This window comes from Sphingomonas changbaiensis NBRC 104936 (assembly GCF_000974765.1).
Lineage (GTDB): Bacteria > Pseudomonadota > Alphaproteobacteria > Sphingomonadales > Sphingomonadaceae > Sphingomonas_B > Sphingomonas_B changbaiensis.
The window spans coordinates 13,542-34,167 of the sequence record NZ_BBWU01000040.1; the positions used below are offsets into that span (position 1 = coordinate 13,542).

At 66.4% G+C, this 20,626-nt stretch carries 21 protein-coding genes; 11 read left to right on the top strand and 10 right to left on the bottom strand.

The features are described 5' to 3' along the window. Positions 1-54: 54 nt before the first annotated feature. The 5 genes from pdeM to SCH01S_RS16480 form a co-directional block, all read right to left on the bottom strand. Positions 55-717 (bottom strand): ligase-associated DNA damage response endonuclease PdeM, encoded by a 663-nt coding sequence (gene pdeM, locus SCH01S_RS10340; protein WP_046348738.1) that lies wholly within the window; start codon positions 715-717, stop codon positions 55-57. Positions 718-764: 47 nt separating this feature from the next. Then, positions 765-2,174 carry a M20/M25/M40 family metallo-hydrolase gene (locus tag SCH01S_RS10345; protein ID WP_046348739.1) on the bottom strand — a complete coding sequence of 470 codons (1,410 nt, stop codon included), beginning with the start codon at positions 2,172-2,174 and terminating at the stop codon, positions 765-767. An 82-nt stretch (positions 2,175-2,256) separates the two neighbouring features. Beyond that, a complete protein-coding gene (locus SCH01S_RS10350) occupies positions 2,257-3,171 on the bottom strand; it encodes a retropepsin-like aspartic protease (protein ID WP_046348740.1) in 915 nt (304 codons plus the stop codon). Between the two features lie 47 nt (positions 3,172-3,218). Next, positions 3,219-5,627, bottom strand: coding sequence for a ligase-associated DNA damage response DEXH box helicase (locus SCH01S_RS10355; RefSeq protein ID WP_245612234.1), 2,409 nt, complete (start codon positions 5,625-5,627; stop codon positions 3,219-3,221). A 109-nt stretch (positions 5,628-5,736) separates the two neighbouring features. After that, positions 5,737-5,928 (bottom strand): hypothetical protein, encoded by a 192-nt coding sequence (locus tag SCH01S_RS16480; RefSeq protein ID WP_169746386.1) that lies wholly within the window; start codon positions 5,926-5,928, stop codon positions 5,737-5,739. Positions 5,929-6,008: 80 nt separating this feature from the next. Here SCH01S_RS16480 and SCH01S_RS10360 point away from each other — a divergent pair, with 80 nt between their 5' ends. From SCH01S_RS10360 to SCH01S_RS10375, 4 genes are all read left to right on the top strand, one after another. After that, positions 6,009-6,446 carry a hypothetical protein gene (locus SCH01S_RS10360; RefSeq protein WP_046348742.1) on the top strand — a complete coding sequence of 146 codons (438 nt, stop codon included), beginning with the start codon at positions 6,009-6,011 and terminating at the stop codon, positions 6,444-6,446. Beyond that, positions 6,443-7,441 (top strand): ligase-associated DNA damage response exonuclease, encoded by a 999-nt coding sequence (locus SCH01S_RS10365; RefSeq protein ID WP_046348743.1) that lies wholly within the window; start codon positions 6,443-6,445, stop codon positions 7,439-7,441. The genes SCH01S_RS10360 and SCH01S_RS10365 overlap by 4 nt, the downstream gene beginning before the upstream one ends. Before the next feature lie 98 nt (positions 7,442-7,539). Continuing rightward, positions 7,540-8,394, top strand: coding sequence for a thiamine-phosphate kinase (gene thiL, locus SCH01S_RS10370; RefSeq protein WP_046348744.1), 855 nt, complete (start codon positions 7,540-7,542; stop codon positions 8,392-8,394). Positions 8,395-8,493: 99 nt separating this feature from the next. Then, on the top strand, positions 8,494-10,650 hold the full coding sequence (locus tag SCH01S_RS10375) for a sodium-translocating pyrophosphatase (RefSeq protein ID WP_046348745.1): 2,157 nt from the start codon (positions 8,494-8,496) through the stop codon (positions 10,648-10,650). A gap of 73 nt (positions 10,651-10,723) precedes the next feature. On the opposite strand, the gene SCH01S_RS15880 is transcribed toward SCH01S_RS10375, so the two are convergent. Continuing rightward, on the bottom strand, positions 10,724-11,098 hold the full coding sequence (locus SCH01S_RS15880; protein WP_052733898.1) for a PilZ domain-containing protein: 375 nt from the start codon (positions 11,096-11,098) through the stop codon (positions 10,724-10,726). A gap of 137 nt (positions 11,099-11,235) precedes the next feature. On the opposite strand from SCH01S_RS15880, the gene infA reads away from it, so the two are divergent. From infA to SCH01S_RS10415, 7 genes are all read left to right on the top strand, one after another. After that, positions 11,236-11,481, top strand: coding sequence for a translation initiation factor IF-1 (gene infA / locus SCH01S_RS10385; protein ID WP_022685627.1), 246 nt, complete (start codon positions 11,236-11,238; stop codon positions 11,479-11,481). Between the two features lie 21 nt (positions 11,482-11,502). Continuing rightward, on the top strand, positions 11,503-12,069 hold the full coding sequence (locus SCH01S_RS10390) for a Maf family protein (protein ID WP_046348765.1): 567 nt from the start codon (positions 11,503-11,505) through the stop codon (positions 12,067-12,069). Then, positions 12,062-13,012 (top strand): Rne/Rng family ribonuclease, encoded by a 951-nt coding sequence (locus SCH01S_RS10395; protein ID WP_046348746.1) that lies wholly within the window; start codon positions 12,062-12,064, stop codon positions 13,010-13,012. The genes SCH01S_RS10390 and SCH01S_RS10395 overlap by 8 nt, the downstream gene beginning before the upstream one ends. A gap of 28 nt (positions 13,013-13,040) precedes the next feature. Beyond that, on the top strand, positions 13,041-14,249 hold the full coding sequence (locus SCH01S_RS10400; protein ID WP_046348747.1) for an LL-diaminopimelate aminotransferase: 1,209 nt from the start codon (positions 13,041-13,043) through the stop codon (positions 14,247-14,249). Between the two features lie 24 nt (positions 14,250-14,273). Then, positions 14,274-15,047, top strand: a complete 774-nt coding sequence (locus SCH01S_RS10405; protein WP_046348748.1) for a sulfite exporter TauE/SafE family protein — start codon at positions 14,274-14,276, stop codon at positions 15,045-15,047. Positions 15,048-15,143: 96 nt separating this feature from the next. Further along, on the top strand, positions 15,144-15,884 hold the full coding sequence (locus SCH01S_RS10410) for a class I SAM-dependent methyltransferase (RefSeq protein ID WP_046348749.1): 741 nt from the start codon (positions 15,144-15,146) through the stop codon (positions 15,882-15,884). A gap of 46 nt (positions 15,885-15,930) precedes the next feature. Next, the gene (locus SCH01S_RS10415; RefSeq protein ID WP_046348750.1) at positions 15,931-16,416 is read left to right on the top strand and encodes a DUF2721 domain-containing protein; all 486 of its coding nucleotides are present in this window, start codon (positions 15,931-15,933) and stop codon (positions 16,414-16,416) included. A 290-nt stretch (positions 16,417-16,706) separates the two neighbouring features. Here SCH01S_RS10415 and SCH01S_RS16160 read toward each other — a convergent pair whose 3' ends face one another. The 4 genes from SCH01S_RS16160 to uvrB all read right to left on the bottom strand — a co-directional run bounded on the left by SCH01S_RS16160 (position 16,707) and on the right by uvrB (position 20,605). Next, complete coding sequence (locus tag SCH01S_RS16160; protein WP_046348751.1) at positions 16,707-17,207, bottom strand: hypothetical protein; 501 nt, start codon at positions 17,205-17,207, stop codon at positions 16,707-16,709. A gap of 139 nt (positions 17,208-17,346) precedes the next feature. Next, positions 17,347-18,036: a 2OG-Fe(II) oxygenase gene (locus SCH01S_RS10425; RefSeq protein ID WP_046348752.1), complete on the bottom strand. Its 690-nt coding sequence runs from the start codon at positions 18,034-18,036 to the stop codon at positions 17,347-17,349. Positions 18,037-18,098: 62 nt separating this feature from the next. Continuing rightward, a complete protein-coding gene (locus SCH01S_RS10430) occupies positions 18,099-18,341 on the bottom strand; it encodes a type II toxin-antitoxin system HicB family antitoxin (RefSeq protein ID WP_046348753.1) in 243 nt (80 codons plus the stop codon). Between the two features lie 77 nt (positions 18,342-18,418). After that, positions 18,419-20,605: an excinuclease ABC subunit UvrB gene (gene uvrB, locus SCH01S_RS10435; RefSeq protein ID WP_046348754.1), complete on the bottom strand. Its 2,187-nt coding sequence runs from the start codon at positions 20,603-20,605 to the stop codon at positions 18,419-18,421. Between the last annotated feature and the right edge of the window lie 21 nt (positions 20,606-20,626).

Consider the following 20,626-nt stretch of genomic DNA (forward strand, 5'->3'; position numbering starts at 1 on the left):
GGGCGGAGTCTTGGAAGTTCCGCTCCTCGAAACCTTCCGATTTGACGCCGCGATTCAAGCGACCAATGGGAATCGCAGCAGCCGGTCGGAGAGGGGAACCAGCGCTTCGGCGCGCGGGCCGACGGCGCGCACGATTTCCGGATGATGCGCGTCGAGCCCGCCGGTGAGCGCGCCGAACGCGGGCAGGATCAGCTTGGTCGCAGTAACGACGAAGCAGCGCCGCGCAACATTGCGGCCCCGCCGATTGATCCGCAACTTCGGATGAAAATGCCCCGACAGCTCCGGCCGCGCCTCCGCGGCTTCGGCTTCGTGCCGCAGCACCAGCCCGTCCACCTCCGCCTCGACCAAGATCGTCCCGCCGCAATGATCGACCAGGCCGGCATCGTGGTTGCCGGTGATCCAGACCCAGCGCAGCCGATGCGTCAGTTCCGTCAGCATGCGCCGGGCTTCGTCCGGCAGCCGCGCGCAGCCGTCGCGGTCGTGGAAGCTGTCGCCGAGGCACCAGAGTTCCTCCGCTCCGGTGCGGCGCACCAAAGCAGTCAGGTCTGTCAGCGTAGCGTGTGAATCATAGGGCGGCAGCATCTGTCCGCCCGCCGCGAACCAGCTCGCCTTTTCGAGGTGCAGGTCGGCGACGATCAGAGCCTTGCGCGCCGGCCAGAACAATGCGCCCTCGGCAAGCGCGGCCAGCTCATGCGCGGCGAACGAAAAGGGAACCATGCGAGCCGCTTAGGCCGGGCCGAAGCGACTCGCAATGATTCGCCTGCTCAGACCGCGTTCGCGTACAGCTTGACGAGATCGAACAGATAATCGCGGCCTTCGTAGAGCGAACGCACGCGAATATGCTCGTTGAGTCCGTGCGCGCCGTTCCCTTCCGCTTCGCCGAAGATGCCGGGCACGCCGTAGACCGGGATGCCGATCGCTTCGAGGAAGATGCCGTCGGTCGCGCCCGTGGACATGGTGGGCAGCAGCGGCACGCCGGGGAAATACTTTTGCGCGAGCTTCTCCGCGGGGCCCAGGATCTTCGGATCGAGAGGCGGCGGCACCGCGTGCGGGCGCACCGGCGGCACCAGCGTCAGGTTGACCTTGGGACTGTTGATCGCCTTGGCGAGCGCAGCCTGGGTCTGCTCGACCGTTTCGGTCGGGAAGATGCGGCAATTGATGTTGGCGCCCGCGCGCTGCGGCAGCGCATTGTTCGCGTGCCCGCCGTCCAGCAGCGTCGCGACGCAGGTCGTGCGCAGCATCGAATGGAAAGTCGGGTCCTTCGACACGATCGCGTTCGCAGCGGCGTCGTTCGGATTCGCGACCAGCGCCGTCATCGCCTGGCCCATTTCGCCGCCCATCAGCTTCGCGGTGCCGGCGAAGAAAGCCTTGGTGGTGTCGGTGAACTCGACCGGGAATTCGAGGCCCTGCACGGCCTTCAGCGCGTCGGCGAGCTCGTAGATCGCATTGTCCGGCACCGGCCGCGAGCTGTGGCCGCCCGGATTCGTGGTCTCGATCCGATAATTCTGCGCGGCTTTCTCGCCGACCTGCAGCGACAGAAACTCGCGCTTGCCTTGGGCATCGAGCCGGCCGCCGCCGCCTTCGTTCAGCGCGAACTCGGCTGCAATCAGCTCGGGGCGGTTCTTCGCCAGCCACTCGGCGCCGTTGAACGCGTAGGTCGTTTCTTCGCCACACGTCAGCGCCATCTTGATCGTGCGCTTCGGCTTGAACCCGTCCTTCTTGAAGCGGATCAACGAGTCCGTCCAGATCGAGGCCATCGACTTGTCGTCCGCTGCTCCGCGGGCATAGAAAAAGCCGTTCTCCTCGATCAGCTTGAACGGGTCGCGGGTCCAGTCCTCGCGCTTCGCCTCGACTACGTCCAGATGGGCGAGCAGCAGCATCGGCTTGGCCTTCGCATCGCTGCCTTTCAGCACCGCGACCAGGCCGCCGTCTTTCGGGTGCTCAGGGGTCGAGAAGAGCGTGATGTCCTGGTCGGTATATCCTGCCGCTTTCAGCCGCGCCGCCATCTTTTCGGCGGCCGCCGTGCAGCTGCCGACCGAGAGCGTCGTGTTGGTCTCGACAAGCTCCTGATACAATTCGCGGAACTGGGCCTGGTCCGGCCGAAGCGTCTGCGCGGCCAGCGGCTGCGCCAGCAACGCGGCGGCGCACGCGGCGCCGATCAGATATTTGTGCATTTCCCCTCCCGTTGCCCGGCGCGCGCCGGGACGTGCCTTGTTCTTCAGGCGATCGGAAAAGAAAAGAGGTGGAGGACGAACGTCAGCGCGATGCGACCAGCGTCCGGCTGTCGAGCGACGAACTGTCGGGCAGGATGAAGCGGACCTGCTTGTTCGCGAAATCGACCGACACCCGATCGAACAGCCGCAAGGCATCCATGCCCAGCAGCAGCGCCGGCTTGTTGGCAAGACCGAAGCGCTTGAACGGCTCGGCGTCGGCAAAGGCGACGGGCACATTGTTCATGTCGACGCCGCCGATCTGGATCTTGTCGATCTGCGCAAATTGGGCCGGCAGCGTCCCCCCCGTCACGCTGGTGACGGTGACCGGCACCAACGTCGGCAACTTCTTGTGCTGGGCAAGCTTCTTCAGCAGCGCGAGGTTGCCGATGCTGGTCTGTGCGCCGGTGTCGACGATGACCTGGATGCGCTCACCCATCAGCCTCGAATTGACCAGGATCAGCTGGCCGTAACGGTTGCGCGCGGTGACGACGATCGTGTCCGGATCGGTATCCTCGACATGGCGCGCGGCCGTGACCTTCATTTCGTTCTTTTTGAAATCCAGCGTGACGCGCCGGCTCTGCAGGCTGTCGAGGCCCAGCATGCCCGATGCCCCGATATGCGCCTGATCGAGCGCCGGCGCCTCGATCTCCTTCACACGGGTGCCGGACAGTTCGAGCGAGGGGACGATCACGGTGTTGACCTGGCCCGATCCCGTCACGGTGATCAGCTTCAGCACCGGCCCAGCGGCGAGGTTCAGCCGATCGGCGAGTTGGCGCGAAATGACGGTCCGCTCCGCACCGGTGTCGATGACGAACGGCATCGGCTCCGACGTCCCGATCTTCACCGGCACCGTCATGCGATCGGAACGGTCGGTGCCGAGCGCGACAGACGTGTTTTCGGCCGGCAACGTCTCCGGGACGGCGGGCGTTGAAGCCAGTGCCAGCAGCATCGCGAACATGATGAACCACTCCTTGTTGGGAAGGCTCTGCCTGTTTCAGGTGCGAGTCAATCGGTCGACATCGCTTCGGCGACGAGCGCTTCGGCTTCGATCAACAGCAAGTCGTCGACCGTGCCTTGCGCGACCCGCTCGCGGCCGATCAGCACCAGGACCGGCACCGCCAGCGGGCTGACCCGCGGTAGATCCACGTGCAGCATCGTGTCGTTCGCGCGGTCGAGCAGGTTCGCGAGGCGGCCGACATCGGTCATCTTCGCACGCGCATCGTCCCAGGCGGCACGCAGCAGCAGGTGGTCGGGCTCGTACCGGCGGAGCACGTCATAGATCAGGTCGGTCGAGAAGCTGACCTGCTTGCCCGTCTTGCGCTTGCCCGGATGCTGGCGCTCGACTAGCCCGCCGATCACCGCCACTTCCCGGAACGCCCGTTTCAACAACGAGGATTGCTGCACCCAATCGACGAATTCGTGCTCCAATATGTCGGGCGAAAACAGCGGGCGCGGATCGGTGACGGGCTCGAGGCTGTAGGTTGCGATCGCATAGTCGCTGGCGACGAAGCCCAGAGGTTTCAGCCCCATTGTCTCCATCCGCCGTGTGACCAGCATGCCCAGCGACTGGTGCGCGTTCCAGCCTTCGAAGCTGTACACGACCATGTAATGCCGCCCTTCGCGCGGGAAGGTCTCCACCAGCAATTGATCGGGACCGGGCAAGGCAGAGCGCCGCGCCTGCATCGCGAGCCATTCGCGTACATCGTCGGGAAAACGCGGCCATTCGTCGGGCGCCGCAAGGAACGCGCGGACCCGGTTCGCCAGGTGCGTGGATATCGGCATGCGCGCGCCGCCATAGGTCGGGATCCGCGCCGGCTTGGACGTCGCGCGCACGACGATGTCTTCGGTGTCGATTCGCTCCACCTCCAGCACGAGGCCCGCGAAGAAGAAGGTGTCGCGCGGGCTGAGCGTGGCCGCGAAGCTTTCCTCGACCTTGCCTACCGTGCGTCCGTTGCGGAAGCGGACGTTCAGCATCGTCGCTTCGACGATGATGCCGGCGTTCAGGCGATGCTGAAGCACGAACTTCGGATGGCTGACGCGCCAGCGCCCGTCGGGGTCGCGGGCCAGCCGCTTGAAGCGGTCATAGGCCTTCAGCGCATAACCGCCCGATTCGATATAGCCGAGCACCTGATGGAACAGCGCGTCCGACAGCGCCGAATAGGGCAAGGCGGCGCGCACCTCGTCCAGCAATTCCGCTTCCTCGAAAGGCGCCGCGCAGGCGCAGGCCATGATGTGCTGGGCGAGCACATCGAGCGCGCCGGGGCGGAAGATGTCGGTGTCGAGCTCGCCATCGGTCACGGCGTCCAGCGCAGCGCGAGCCTCGAGATATTCGAACCGATTGCCGGGCACGAGGATCGCTTCGGACGATTCGTCCAGCCGGTGATTGGCGCGGCCGACCCGCTGCACCAGCCGCGACGCGCCCTTCGGAGCGCCCATCTGGATCACGCAATCGACATCGCCCCAGTCCACGCCCAGGTCGAGCGACGCGGTGGCGACGAGCGCGCGAAGCCGCCCCTCGGCCATCGCCAGCTCGACCTTGCGCCGCGCTTCCCGGCTGAGGCTGCCGTGGTGGATTCCGATCGGCAGCTTGAGCTCGTTGACCGTCCAGAGATCCTGGAAGATCAGTTCGGCGAGAGAGCGGGTGTTGCAGAAAACGATCGTCGTCCGGTGCGTCTCGATTTCCGCCATCACCTGTGGGGCGGCATAGCGGCCGGAGTGGCCGGCCCAGGGAATGCGATCTTCCGGAATCAGGATCGAGATGTTGGGCTCGGCGCCCTGCTCGCCACGAACCAGCGTGACGGCGTCGATGTCGCCGTCGGGCGCCAGCCAAGCGCGATAGCCGTCCGGATCGGCCACCGTCGCCGACAGCGCCACGCGGCGAAGCTGTGACGCGATCCGTTGCAGCCGCGCCATCGATAAGGCCAGCAGGTCGCCGCGCTTGCCGGTCGCGAACGCGTGCACCTCGTCGACGACGATCGTCTTCAGGTTCGCGAACAGCGTGAAGCTGTCCGGATAGGAGAGCAGCAGGCTCAGCGACTCAGGCGTGGTGAGCAGCATTTGCGGCGGCCGCACCCGCTGCCGCGCCTTGCGGTCGGACGGCGTATCGCCGCTCCGCGTCTCGACGCGAATATCGAGGCCCATCTCCTCGATCGGCGTCAGCAGGTTGCGCTGCACGTCGACGGCGAGCGCCTTCAAGGGCGAGACGTAGAGGGTGTGCAGCGTATCGGTCGGCTCTTCGATCAGTTCGACCAGGCTCGGCAGGAAGCCTGCCAGCGTCTTTCCCGAGCCGGTCGGCGCGACCAGCAACGCATGCTCTCCGCGCCTGGCGGCGTCGAGCATTTCGAGCTGATGCCGGCGCGGCGCCCAGCCCTTAGCGGCAAACCAGTCGGTCAGAGGCGTTGGGAGAGAGTTCAAAAAGTCCTCGTCACCCCGGACTTGATCCGGGGTCCACCTTCTTCCTCTCCGAGCCATGAAAAAGGCAAGGCGGATGCCGGATCGAGTCCGGCATGACGGCCGGGAAGCCTTACCGCTCCACCCGATCCTCGCGCGCATGCTCTGCTGCGTCTTCCCTCTCGTAGAGCTGGTGAGTCCCGCGTTCGGTACGGGCCATGTCCGCAGGGGTGTCGCGCTTGCGATTGCGCACGATGCTGGAGACGAGAACGACGATGAACGCGATCACGCCAAGCAGCAGTAAGATCATCGAAACCCTGTTCACGTCTCGCTCCTCATCGCCGTGCGGTTCGTCAACGAAGCGGAACGGTTTGCGATCCGGAGCGGTTGCGCTAGCGAATAGCCATGAGCAGATTCCTCCCCCGCGCGATCGGTTTCGCGATCCTCTCCGTGCTGCTGATGGCGGTTGGCAGCGTCATCGTCCTGATCGTCCTCGTCGGTGCGCCGACCGCGGGCGGAGTCGCCGCGTTCCAGCATGAGGCCGCCAGCCGCGCGGAATCGGTCGACCTGATCGTCGGCACGCTCGTGATGCTGCTCACCGGCTGGCTGGCCGGCCGGCCGTTCGCGGGGCGGGACGCGATCTTTGCGGCCGGGCTGATGGCGGTCGTGTACATCGTGATCGATCTCGCGATCGTCTTCCTGTTCGGCGATCCGGCCCAGATCGCGGTCGGCACGACAGGCCGATCCTATGCGTTCAAGATCGTTGCCGCGCTGATCGGAGGCTGGCTCGCCAGTCGAACGCCGGCCTTCGAGCCGGAGCCGGTGCCGCTCGACGAGGAATGATGCCGCTCGGCGCCTGGATCGAGCCGCACCCCGAGGGCATCTATGTGCCCGCCGCCGACGTCTGGATCGATCCGTCGCAGCCGAAGCCGCGCGCGCTCGTCACGCACGGCCATAGCGACCATGCCCGCGGCGGCCATGGCGCCGTGTGGGCGACCCCGGAAACGCTGGCGATCATGGACGCGCGCTATGGCGCCCAGGCCGCGCATCCGGTGCGTTATGGCGAGAGCATGCGGATGGGCGACGTCGAGGTTTCGTTCGTGCCGGCCGGTCATGTGCTCGGCTCCGCGCAGATCGTGCTGGAGCATAGGGGCGAGCGCGTCGTGGTCTCGGGCGATTACAAGCGCCGGTCGGACCCGACCTGCGCGCCTTTCGAGCCGCAGGCCTGCGACATCTTCATCACCGAGGCGACCTTCGGCCTGCCGGTGTTCGTCCATCCGGAAACCGGCGACGAGATCGACAAATTGTTGGCAGCGCTGCGCGCCAACCCCGATCGGTGCGTGCTGGTCGGCGCCTATGCGCTGGGCAAGGCGCAGCGTGTGATCGCCGAGCTTCGGCAGCGCGGCCATGACGACCCGATCTATCTTCACGGTGCGATGCAGCGGCTCTGCGAGCTTTATGTCGAGCATGGCGTGGCGCTCGGCGATCTTCGCCTCGCGACAGGCGTCCCGAAGGCGGAGATCGCCGGCCATATCGTCCTGGCGCCCCCAGGCGCGCTCAACGATCGCTGGAGCCGGCGCCTGCCCGATCCGATCACCGCAATGGCCTCCGGCTGGATGCGCATCCGCCAGCGCGCCGTGCAGCGCAACGTCGAGCTGCCGCTGATCCTCAGCGACCACGCCGATTGGGACGAGCTGACCTCGACCATCCTCGAGATCGCACCGCAGGAAGTGTGGGTGACGCACGGTCGCGAGGACGCGCTGATCCACTGGTGCATGACCCGCCAGATCAAGGCGCGCGCGCTCGACCTCCGCGGCTATGAGGACGAGGACGATTGACTCCCGTCTCCGTTCGCTTCGAGCGAAGTCGAGAAGCGCTGGTGCGGAGCTGCCGTTTCTCGACTACGCTCGAAACGAACGGATTTGGTGGACGGCTCGTGGGTGAAACTGAGTTTCTTTTCGCGCTCCGGGCCCTCGCCGTCGATCCGGGGGCGCGGGGCTTCCTCGACGATGCGGCGGTGATGGGGGATCTGGTCCTGACCCACGACATGATTGTCGAGGGCGTGCACTTCCTCCCCGACGATCCGCCCGAGGACGTCGCCTGGAAGCTGGTGGCGGTGAATCTGTCCGACCTCGCCGCCAAGGGTGCGGAGCCGGTGGGATGCCTGCTCGGCTACACGCTCGGCTCCGCGGACTGGAACGCCCGCTTCATTGTGGGACTGCAGGACGTTCTCGCGACCTATGCGATGCCGCTGCTGGGCGGCGATACGGTGCGCGCGAACGGCACGCGCAGCTTCGGCCTGACGGCGATCGGCCGCGCTGACCGCGCGCCGTCGCGCACCGGCGCGGAGGCGGGCGATGCGCTCTACCTCACCGGCACGATCGGCCGTGCGGGCGTCGGCCTGAACCTCCTCCGCTCGGGCCAGACCGGCCCCGAGGTCGAAGCCTATCGCCGTCCCCGGCCCCGCCTCGCCGAAGGGCGCGCGCTTGCACCCTTGGTCCATGCGATGATGGACGTCTCCGACGGCCTGCTGATCGACGCGAAGCGCATGGCGGACGCCAGCGGCCTCGCCGTGACGATCGATCTCGCTGCCGTTCCCGCCGCCGGCAATACTCTCGAAGCGGCGACGGCGGGCGACGATTACGAACTCCTCGTTGCCGCCGCACCGGACACGGCGCTTCCGGTCCCCGCCGTCCGGATCGGCCAGTTCGCGCCGGGACAAGGCCTTAGGCTGGTCGAGGCCGGATCACCGGTGCCGTTGCCGCCCTCGCTGGGCTGGCTGCACGCCTGATCTGTTTCACTTGCCCTCCCCAGAATCCCGCTTCATACCTCCGCCCCGGATGAGCGGCCGGGGACAAGAGAGCCGCAGACAAAAGGGGAAAGGGTTCTGATGAACGTAGTTCTGATCGCCATCGCCTGCGGCCTTCTGGCGGTGGTCTATGGCTTCGTGACGAGCGCGCAGGTGCTCAAGCAATCCGCCGGCAACGAGCGCATGCAGGAAATCGCCGGCGCCATCCAGGAAGGTGCGCAGGCCTATCTCGGCCGCCAATACACGACGATCGCGATCGTAGGCGTCGTGGTGGCGGTGCTGGTCGCAGTCTTTCTCGGCCTGACCTCCGCGATCGGCTTCGTCGTCGGCTCGCTGCTGTCCGGCGCGGCCGGCTATATCGGCATGAACATCTCGGTGCGCGCCAACGTCCGCACGGCGGAGGCCGCGCGCGGCTCGCTGCAGGGCGGCCTGACCGTCGCGTTCCGCTCGGGCGCGATCACCGGCATGCTCGTGGCGGGCCTCGGCCTGCTCGCGATCTCTGCCTTTTTCTACGTGCTGACCAATCTGCGCGGCTATGCGCCGGATGACCGCACCGTCATCAATGCGCTGGTCGCGCTGTCCTTCGGCGCATCGCTGATCTCGATCTTTGCGCGTCTGGGCGGCGGCATCTTCACCAAGGCCGCGGACGTCGGCGCCGACCTCGTCGGCAAGGTCGAGGCCGGCATTCCCGAGGACGATCCCCGCAACCCAGCCGTCATCGCCGATAACGTCGGCGACAATGTCGGTGACTGCGCCGGCATGGCCGCCGACCTGTTCGAAACCTATGTCGTGACCCTGGGCGTGACGATGGTCTCGATCGCGCTCCTGATCCAGGCGAGCTCGGCCGAGCTGATGCAGCTGATGTCGCTGCCGCTGGTGATCGGCGGCGTCTGCATCATCGCATCGATCATCGGCACCTACATGGTCCGCCTCGGCGCCAAGCAGTCGATCATGGGCGCGCTCTACAAGGGCTTCTGGACGACGGCGATCCTGTCCGTCCCGCTGCTGTACTTCGCGACCAAATACACGCTCGGCGGCGACATGAATGCGCCGATCGGCGCGGCCGGCCAGTTCACCGAAGGGCCGGATCCGTTCGCGACCACGGCTGCGGTCAAGAGCTTCAACGGCATGGACCTGTTCTGGTGCATGATGATCGGCCTGGTGGTGACCGCCGCGATCGTCTGGATCACCGAATATTACACCGGCACCAATTACCGCCCGGTCAAGTCGATCGCGAAAGCATCGGAAACCGGCCACGGCACCAACGTGATCCAGGGCCTCGCCGTCTCATTGGAAGCGACGGCGCTGCCGACGCTGGTGATCGTGGTCGGCATCATCCTGGCCTATCAGCTGACCGGCAATGTGATCGGCATCGCCTTCGCGGCGACGTCGATGCTCGCGCTGGCCGGCATGGTGGTTGCGCTCGACGCCTATGGTCCGGTCACCGACAATGCCGGCGGCATTGCCGAGATGGCGGGGCTGGAGGGCGACGTCCGCAACCGCACCGACGCGCTCGACGCGGTCGGCAACACCACCAAGGCCGTCACGAAGGGCTATGCGATCGGCTCGGCGGGCCTTGCCGCGCTGGTGCTGTTCGGCGCCTACACGACCGACCTGAAAGAGTTCTTCCCGGACCTGACGGTCGATTTCTCGCTGTCCAACCCGTACGTGATCGTCGGCCTGCTGCTGGGGGCGCTGCTCCCCTATCTGTTCGGCGCGATGGGCATGACCGCGGTCGGCAGAGCTGCCGGCGCGGTGGTGGAGGAAGTGCGTGGCCAGTTCCGCGACAACAAGGGCATCATGGAAGGCACCAGCCGTCCGAACTACGCCCGCACCGTCGATCTGGTCACCAAGGCCGCGATCAAGGAAATGATCATCCCCAGCCTGTTGCCGGTGCTGGCGCCGCTGGTCGTGTTCTTCTTCATCACCGGTGTCGCCGGGCGCGAGCAGGGCTTCGCGGCGCTGGGCGCATTGCTGCTCGGCGTGATCGTCTCCGGCCTGTTCGTCGCCATTTCGATGACCTCGGGCGGCGGCGCCTGGGACAATGCGAAGAAGTACATCGAAGACGGCAATTACGGCGGCAAGGGCTCCGAAGCCCACAAGGCCGCGGTGACCGGCGACACGGTCGGCGATCCCTACAAGGACACCGCCGGCCCGGCCGTGAACCCGATGATCAAGATCACCAACATCGTGGCACTGCTGCTGCTCGCGGCACTGGCGAGCCACGCCGCCGGCTGATCATCGACTGGACTGAAGGCGAGCCCGTCCGGAGCGATCCGGGCGGGCTTCTTCTATTCCGGATCGGCCCGGATCAGCGCGCGGCCGCGCGGCCAGGGACCACCACCAGCTTTGCGAGTTCGGCCGCGTTGGCGCGCGTGCCGACCGATTTGACGGCCCGCTCCGGCTTGATCGGGCGATCGAAGCGAACGCCATACCAGTGGCTCCGGCGCCACACGATGCTCGCCTTCACACGGCCGATGCCCCGCATTTCGATGAACACTGTTTCGCCCCGCTTCATCGGCGTGACCGGGGCATCGTCCAGTTCGATCTTCAGGCCCTCCGCGGATAGGTCGCGGACACGCCCGGCATGCTGCTGGCCGGATTCGGAGCCGATCGTCGCCCGGATCATGAAGTTCTGGCGTCGCGACGCGCGCCTGGTGTCGTTCACGGCGATGGGCTTGATCATCGTCAGCTCCTTTGCCGCAAGCCTAGCCGCCAATGGTTTCCGTGGCGTTATCCTCCCCGCCGCGCTTCGCTTCCCTTTTTCCGCCCCGTTCGTTATGGCGGCGCGATTTTTCGAAACCCCGAACCAAAGGCAGCTGCTTGGCCAAGGAAGAACTTCTGGAAATGCGGGGGCAAGTCGTCGAACTGCTCCCGAACGCAATGTTCCGCGTGCGGCTCGAGAATGATCACGAGATCCTCGGCCACACCGCCGGCAAGATGCGCAAGAATCGCATCCGCGTGCTGGTCGGCGACGAAGTGCTCGTCGAACTGACGCCCTATGATCTGACCAAGGGCCGGATCACCTATCGCTTCATGCCCGGCCGCGGCGGCCCCGGGCCGTCCTGATTCGTGCCGGGCGACGCGCCCGTGCCGCTGATCTTGGCATCCGCGAGCCCCAGACGGCTCGATTTGCTGGCCCGCATCGGTGTCGCGCCTGACCGGATATGTCCCGCCGACATCGACGAGACGCCGCTGAAAGGTGAACTCCCCGCCCGCCATGCCGAACGGCTGGCGGCCGAGAAAGCGGCGGCGGTGGCCGAAGCCGGCGCGCTCACCCTGGCGGCAGATACCGTGGTCGCGGCCGGCCGGCGCATCCTGCCCAAGGCGGAGGACGAAGCGGTGGCGCGCCGATGCCTCGAGCTCTTGTCCGGTCGCCGCCACCGGGTGCACAGCGCAGTGACCTTGATCGATGCCGAGGGACACGCACGGCATCGCCTCTCGACCACCATCGTCACGTTCAAGCGGCTGACCCGCGAAGAGATCGACGCCTATCTCGCGACCGGCGAATGGCATGGCAAGGCGGGCGGCTACGCAATCCAGGGCCGCGCGGAAGCGTTCGTCCGTTTCCTGTCCGGCAGTCATTCCGGCGTTGTCGGGCTGCCCCTGTTCGAGACCCGCGCGCTGCTGGTCGCCGCCGGCTATCCGCTTGGCTGAATGGCTCTACGAAGCCGGGATCGGCGAGGCGCGCGCTGCGCTGGTCGAGAATGGCGCGATCACGGAGGTGCGGATCGATCGCACCGATGGCCGGCCCCGAGCCGGCGACATCCTCACCGCAAGACTGACGCGCAAGGCAGGGCTGGCCGGGCGCGGCGAAGTCGAGTTGGACGGCGGCACGGTCGCGCTGCTCGCGCCGATTCCGACAGGGCTCACGGAGGGCTCGACCGTCATGATCGAGATCGTGCGCGAGGCGATCCCGGAACGCGGCAATCCCAAGCTTCCGCTCGCGCGCCCCGCCGACGGCCCGCCGCGACCCGCTCCGGCCCTGCTGGATGCAATCGGCGCCGGCGGCGTTCCGGTCCGCACACTACTCCCGCATGGCCCCGATCTGCTGGAAGCGGCAGGCTGGTCGGAGGTGCTGGAGCAGGCCGAAACCGGTCTCGTGCCCTTTCCCGGCGGGCTGCTGCGCATCGCGCTCACTCCGGCAATGACAGTGATCGATGTGGACGGTGAGCTCGCGCCGGCCGAGCTCGCCGTCCGTGGCGCCGCCGCGGCGGGAAAGGCGATCCGCCTATTCGATATCGGCGGCTCGATCGGTCTCGACCTGCCGACATTGCCCGACAAGCGGGCACGGCAGGCTGCAGCGGAGGCGATCGAGGCCGCCCTGCCGCAGCCATTCGAGCGGACTGCGGTCAACGGCTTCGGCTTTCTCCAGATCGTTCGCCGTCGGGTGCGGCCGTCGCTCCTGGAGCTAATCCAGTCCGATCCCGTCCAGGCGGCCGCGCTCGCGCTGCTCCGCCGCCTCGAACGCGAGCCGCTGCCCGGTCCTGATCACGTGCTCGCACCTGCTCCGGTCGCACGGCTGATTAATCGCCGCGACGACTGGACCGCCGAATTGGCGCGGCGCCGAGGCCGGGCGATCCGCATCGAGCCTTCCTGATCAGCCGCCCAAAGGATAAAGGCGGGGCATGGACACCGATTTCTACCGCATCAAGCGGCTTCCGCCCTATGTCATCGCCGAAGTGAATGCGATGCGCGCGGCAGCACGCGCCGCGGGCGAGGACATCATCGACCTTGGCATGGGCAACCCGGACCTGCCGCCGCCGCCGCATGTGATCGAAAAGCTCTGCGAAGTCGCGAAGAAGCCGGATGCGCACGGCTATTCGGCGTCGAAGGGCATTCCGGGCCTGCGCCGCGCCCAGGCCGGCTATTACGCCCGCCGCTTCGGTGTCGAGCTCGATCCCGAACGCGAAGTGGTGGTGACGCTCGGCTCCAAGGAAGGGCTCGCCAATCTCGCCCAGGCGATCACTGCGCCGGGCGACGTGGTGCTGGCGCCCAACCCGTCCTATCCGATCCACACCTTCGGCTTCATCATCGCGGGAGCCACGATCCGTTCGGTCCCGACCACGCCCGACGAGCGCTATTTCGAGAGCCTGGAGCGCGCGGTGAAATTCACCGTCCCCAAGCCATCCGTGCTGGTGATGGGCTATCCGTCCAATCCCACCGCCGAAGTCGTCGACCTCGCCTTCTACGAACGCGTCGTCGCCTTCGCGAAGGAGCATGAGCTCTGGATCCTGTCGGACCTCGCTTATTCCGAAATCTATTTCGACGATTGCCCGACGCCCTCAATCCTGCAGGTCCCGGGCGCCAAGGACGTGGCGGTCGAGTTCACGTCGATGTCCAAAACCTATTCGATGGCGGGCTGGCGAATGGGCTTCGCGGTCGGCAATCCCACCCTGATCGCGGCGCTGACGCGCGTGAAGTCGTACCTCGACTATGGCGCGTTCACGCCGATTCAGGCGGCTGCGGTTGCGGCGATCAACGGGCCGCAGGACATCGTCGACGCCAATCGCCGGCTCTACAAGCACAGGCGCGATGTGCTGGTCGAAAGCTTCGGCCGCGCCGGCTGGGAAATCCCCGCGCCCCGCGCCTCGATGTTCGCCTGGGCGCCGCTGCCACCCGCTCTCGCCCATTTAGGCAGCCTTGAGTTCTCCAAACAATTGCTCACCCATGCCGGCGTCGCCGTCGCGCCCGGCGTGGGCTATGGCGAGGAAGGGGAGGGGTTCGTCCGGATCGCCATGGTGGAAAATGAACAACGCATCCGCCAGGCGGCGCGCAACGTGAAGCGGTACCTTGCCAGCATGGGCGTCAACACGCCCGCGCAGACCTCCGCCTGAGCGCCGCTGACGCCGCGCCCGCGCATGATCGAACCGCTCTATTCGATCGCGGGCGTGCTGGTCGGGCTACTCGTCGGGATGACCGGAGTCGGCGGCGGATCGCTGATGACGCCGATCCTGGTGCTCATATTCCGCTTCCACCCCGCGACCGCGGTCGGCACCGACCTGCTCTATGCGTCGGCCACCAAGCTGGCCGGAACCGGCGTCCATGGCTGGCGCGGCACGGTCGACTGGCGCGTCGTGCGACGGCTCGCGACGGGCAGCGTGCCGGCGACGCTGATCACACTCGGCGGCCTGAGCATCGCCAGGATGCGGGCGGAGGATATCGGCCGCGTCATCACCGACGTGCTGGGTGTAGCGCTGATCCTTACCGGGATTGCCACCTTGTACCGCAAACGCATCGTCGAAGCGCTGAGCGGCACATTCTCCGGCTATGACGAGCGCCGGATCATGTGGCTGACGATCGGCCTGGGTGTGGCGCTCGGCACGCTCGTCACGCTGACCTCGGTCGGCGCCGGCGCGCTTGGCATGACCGCGCTGCTGGTCCTCTACCCGCGCGCGCCCGCGGCGCGGCTCGTCGGATCGGATATCGCCCATGCCGTGCCGCTGACTCTGATCGCGGGGCTCGGCCATATGGCGATGGGCTCGGTCAATCTCGGGCTGCTGCTGTCGCTGCTGATCGGCTCGATCCCCGGCATTGTTGTCGGCAGCCTGATGGCCAGCCGACTGCCGGACCGCGTGCTGACCCCGATCCTGGCGGTCACGCTGGCCCTGGTCGGCGCCAAGCTGGTTCTTTAGGGTCTCGACCAACCGCCAAGCCGCATCGACGGGGGGGCTTGAGCCGAAACGAAAACAGGCAGAATGTCCGCGCTCCACTCTTCGGGGGACGAACTCATGCGCCTGTCTCTTCTCCTCGCCTCGATCGCGCTTTGCGCCGCCTCGGCTGCCGGTGCGAAGCCTGCCGACTATCAGCCCGCGGTCGATTTCAGCGGACGCCCGGCGGACGCGCGCGCGCTGGACGCAAGCCGCCACCCGGCCGAAGTGCTCGACTTCATGGGCCTGAAAAAGGGCATGCACGCGCTCGATGTGCTGACCGGCGCCGGCTATTATGCCGAGATCATGGCGCAGGCAGTCGGGCCGCAGGGCAGCGTCGTCGCCTATGAACCGCAAGGTTTCGCCGACCGCGCCAAGGACAAGCTCGACCCGCTGCTCGCGCGCGAATCCAATGTGAAGCTGGTCACCGACTTTCGGGCCGCGATGGCGCCGGACAGCTATGATTTCGCGATGATCCACCTGAATTATCACGACTTCTACTGGGAAAGCGAAAAATACCAGGTGCCGCGCGTCGACCCGAACCAGGTGCTCGCCACGCTCTACAAGGCGATGAAGCCGGGCGGGATCGTGGCGGTCGTCGACCATGTCGGCCCGGCGGGCGACACCCGCGCGATCGTCGACAAATTGCACCGGATCGATCCGGAGACGGTCAAGGCCGATTTCCAGCGCGCCGGCTTCGTGCTCGACGGGCAGAGCGACATGCTCCGCGTCAGCGCCGACGACCACACCAAGAACGTGTTCGACCCGGCCGTGCGCGGCAAGACGGATCGGTTCGTGTTCCGGTTCAAGAAGCCGAGCTAGCGCGCCGGCTTGACGTGCCAGCGGGCGAGGCGGCAATCCCTCGCCCGTGCACGACCTCCCCGCCATCTCGACCATCGCGCAGACGATCCAGCTCGCGATCGCGCCGGTTTTCCTGCTGGCCGGGATCGGATCGATCCTGAATGTGCTCGCCGGACGGCTCGCGCGCGTCGTCGATCGCTCGCGCGTGCTGGAAGAGCTGCACGCGAACAGCGAAGGCGAAGAGCATCAGCGCTATGTGCGCGAGCTCCGGATCGTCGATCGGCGGATGCGGCTGGCGAACACCGCGATCGCGCTGATCGTCGCCAGCGCGATCGTCGTCTGCGGCCTCGTCGCGCTGCTGTTCATCACGCAGCTGGCCGGGCTCGCCTTTCGGGTCGCCGTCGCCGTTGCGTTCGTGCTCGGGATGGCACTGCTCGTCGCCGGGCTGGTGTTGTTCCTGATCGAAATCAACCTGGCGCTCAGCTACCTCTATGTCCGTGAGGAGCTGCTGGAGCGCGAGGAGCGAAGCTGGCTTCGCAATCACCTTAAATGAAAAAGGTTGCCGGGCCTGTTCGACCCGGCAACCCCTTACATGGTCAGCGGCCGGAAGGCCGCCCGGAAGCCTATAGGCTGCAGCCCTTCAGGCGCGCAGCTCCCGAACGGACTTGACCGACCTCTCTGCTGAACCATGAGACATCGGATCACCTCCTTTCGCTGTTAAAGCCAATGTGCACCGGTTGGTGCACATCCGGAATGTGAATCGGGCCGACTCGGCGATCAAGTCTTGAAAAGAAAAATTATTTGCGCGAATCTGGTTGGGTTGCGCTGCTTCGGGGCGAAGCGTCAGCGGCAATCCTCGACCACGCGCGACACTTCCGGCCAGGCCGGCACGATCGCCGCCTGCCCGCCCGCCAGCAGCATGAACCGCCCGCGGCTGAACGCCATCTGGTCCAGCAGCGGATCGCGCGCAGCGATGTCCGCTTCCAGGCGCGTCCCGTTGCTCGCGACGGCGCGCGTGGCATCGCCATAGGTTGTGCGGATCGTCAGCGGCCCGGCGGCATCGGTCGTCCAGACGATCGCGACGCGTCCGGCCGCGCGTTCGCATCGGAGCACCAGCAGCGGCGGCTGGCCAGGTTGCGCAAACACCGCTTCAGTGCCGGTGTGCCGATAGCTCCAGTCTCCGGGGGTCAGCGGCCAGTCCCGCCACGCGTCGCCTTGCGGCAGCGGAGACGGCGTCGGCGTGGGTGTCGGAGCGGGAGGCGGCGGTACAGGCTTCGGCGCGGGGCGGCTGGGCGCCACGCACCCAGACAGCATCAGAAGTGATAGGCCGATCGCTCGCCGCATGCGCTCTCCTGCCCTCGCCAGCATGGGTCATGCGCATGGCGGCAGCCGCCGCAACATGCAACCCGGCCGCGCGGCGTAACGAGCGGCCCAGCCGACGAGCGCATGGCGAAGCCTCCCACGATCGCAGCAGGGAGCGACTTCAGCTCGCGTCGTGAAAGATGATCCCCAGCGTGAAGCGCAATCCGCCACGCACCCGGCTGACGCCGTGCCGCATCTGCACGCGATAGTCGCCGCGGCTGCCGCGGACCGGCCGCTCGCGCACCGGGAACACGACCGCGTCGCCTTGGCGCAGCGGCACGACCTCCGCGCGCGACTGCATCCGTGGCCGCTGCTCGGTCAGCACGAACTCGCCACCTTCGAAGTCCCGCGCTGGCTCCGACAGCAGCACCGCCACCTGCAACGGGAAGACGTGTTCGCCATACACGTCCTGGTGCAAGGCGTTCCAGTCGCCGGCTTCGTAGCGCAGGATCAACGGCGTCGGCCGAACCTGCCCTGCCGCATGGCATTCCTCCAGAAATGCGCCGTGCGTGCCCGGAAAGAGCCGCCCGGACCCCAACCGCCCCGCCCACCGGTTCGCGATCGCGGCGAGCGGCGGATAAAGCTGCTCGCGAAGGCCAGTGATCGGCTCCGGCAGCGGATAGGAGAAATACCGATACTCCCCCTGCCCGAACCCATGCCGCGCCATGTGGACGTGAGATCGGAAACGGGACGGATCGCTCCAAAGCGTCGCGATCTGCTCGCATATGTCCTCATCGAGGAGGTGCGGCAGCACCGCAGAGCCGCAAACGTCCAATCGAGATTCGGCAGTGGCCCAATCAATGTCAGTCATCGGCCGTCAGTGGCGCAACGCTGGACCGCATTCACTCCGCGACTTGCGTTCAAATCCGACAGTCAGGCAGCAGCGTAGATGGCTGGCCGATAGCGCGGCTCGGGGATGGGGAAACTCTTCTCGCGCGCCACCTGCAGCCAGCCCTCGATCGCGTCGCGCACATGTGCCAGCGCTTCCTCGCGCGTGACCCCATGGGCCGAACACGGCGGCAGATCGGGCACGTCCGCGATCCAGCAGCTATCCTCGTCCGACCAGAACAGGTTGATATGGCAATGCGGCTCGCCCACCGACTGTGTGTAAGCCATAGGTCTCGACGAGTTCAAGAAACTCGCGAATCTGGTACCGATTAGCCTCCTCACCGGTGCGATCGATTGCGGCATCGCTACCGCCGGCCGCCGAACTTCCGCTGGGTCTTGCCGTAGCGCATCTTGCGGGTGCCGGGTTTGCCCTCGTTGCTGCGGCCCATCATCGGTGCCTTGTGCTCCTCCGTGGGCAGGCCGAGTTCCTGTTGTTCGAGCTGGCGGATTTCGTCGCGGATGCGCGCGGCTTCTTCGAACTCGAGGTTCGCGGCGGCGTCGCGCATCTTCTTTTCCAGATCCTCGATGTAGGCGCGCAGATTGTGGCCGACCATGTGCGGCCGGTCCTCGTCGATTTCGACCAGCACGCTGTCCTTGGTCGCGACGTTCTGGATGATGTCGCCGACATTGCGCTTGATCGTGGTCGGCGTGATGCCGTGTTCGCGGTTGAACGCTTCTTGCTTCTCGCGGCGGCGCGAGGTCTCGCGCATCGCCCGTTCCATCGAGCCGGTGATCGTATCGGCGTAGAGGATCACCCGTCCATCGACGTTGCGGGCGGCGCGGCCGATCGTCTGGATCAGCGAGGTTTCGGAGCGCAGGAAGCCTTCCTTGTCGGCGTCAAGGATCGCGACCAGCCCGCATTCCGGGATGTCGAGCCCCTCGCGGAGCAGGTTGATGCCGACCAGCACGTCGAACACGCCGAGCCGCAGATCGCGGATCAGCTCGATGCGCTCCAGCGTCTCCGTGTCGGAGTGCATGTAGCGGACCTTCAGCCCCGCCTCGTGCAGATACTCGGTCAAATCTTCGGCCATGCGCTTGGTGAGGGTGGTGACCAGTGTGCGATAGCCATTCTTCGCGGTGATCCGGCATTCGTTGACGAGGTCGTCGACTTGATCCTCGATCGGCCGCACCTCGACCGGCGGGTCGATCAAACCGGTCGGACGGATCACCTGTTCGGAAAAGACGCCGCCGGTCTGCTCCATTTCCCAGCCGCCCGGCGTCGCCGAGACATAGACGGTCTGCGGCCGCATCACGTCCCATTCGTTGAAGCGCAGCGGGCGGTTGTCGATCGCTGATGGCAGGCGGAAGCCGTACTCCGCGAGCGTGAGCTTCCGCCGATGATCGCCCCGGCTCATGCCGTTGACCTGCCCGATCGTCACGTGGCTTTCGTCGACGAACAGCAGCGCGTTCTCGGGCAGATACTCGAACAGCGTCGGCGGCGGTTCGCCCGGCAGGCGGCCGGTCAGGAAGCGCGAGTAATTCTCGATGCCCGCGCACGATCCGGTCGCGGCGATCATCTCCAGATCGAAATTGGTGCGCTGCTCCAGCCGCTGCGCTTCGAGAAGCCGGCCTTCGGCGACCAGCTCCTTCAACCGCTCGGCGAGTTCGTGGCGGATCGCCTCGGTCGCCTGCTTCAGCGTCGGGCCCGGCGTTACATAGTGGCTGTTCGCATAGACGCGGACGTAGTCGAGGCTCGCCGCCTTTTTGCCGGTCAGCGGATCGAACTCGACGATCTCCTCTATCTCGTCGCCGAAGAAGCTGACGCGCCAGGCGCTGTCCTCATAATGGGACGGGAAAATCTCCAGATTGTCGCCGCGCACCCGGAAATTGCCGCGCGCGAAGGCCGCATCGTTGCGCTTGTACTGGAGCGCGACGAGCTTTCGGATGATCTCCGACTGATCGACGATCTGGCCCTTTTTCAGATCGAAGATCATCGCCGAATAGGTCTCGACCGAGCCGATGCCATAGAGGCACGAGACCGAGGCGACGATCAGCACGTCGTCGCGCTCGAGGAGCGCGCGGGTGGCCGAGTGGCGCATTCGGTCGATGGCCTCGTTCACCGAGCTTTCCTTCTCGATGTAGGTGTCGGACCGGGGGACATAGGCTTCCGGTTGGTAATAGTCGTAATAGCTGACGAAATATTCGACGGCGTTGTCGGGGAAGAAGTTCTTGAACTCCCCGTAGAGCTGCGCGGCGAGAATCTTGTTGGGCGCCAGCACCAGCGCCGGGCGCTGCAGCGTCTCGACGACCTTCGCCATCGTGAAGGTCTTGCCGGAGCCGGTAACGCCCAGCAGCACCTGGTCGCGCTCGCCCTGCAACGCCGCCTCGGTCAGCTCGGCGATCGCGCCCGGCTGGTCGCCGGCGGGTTCGTAATCGGAGACGAGCTTGAATCGCTTGCCGCCTTCCGACTTGGTCGGCCGGTTGGGCTTGTGCGGGACGAAGGAGTCGCCGGTCTCGGGTTCGGCCAGCGAGGTGCGGATTTGAATCGCCATCGCGTCAGGATATGGTCCCGC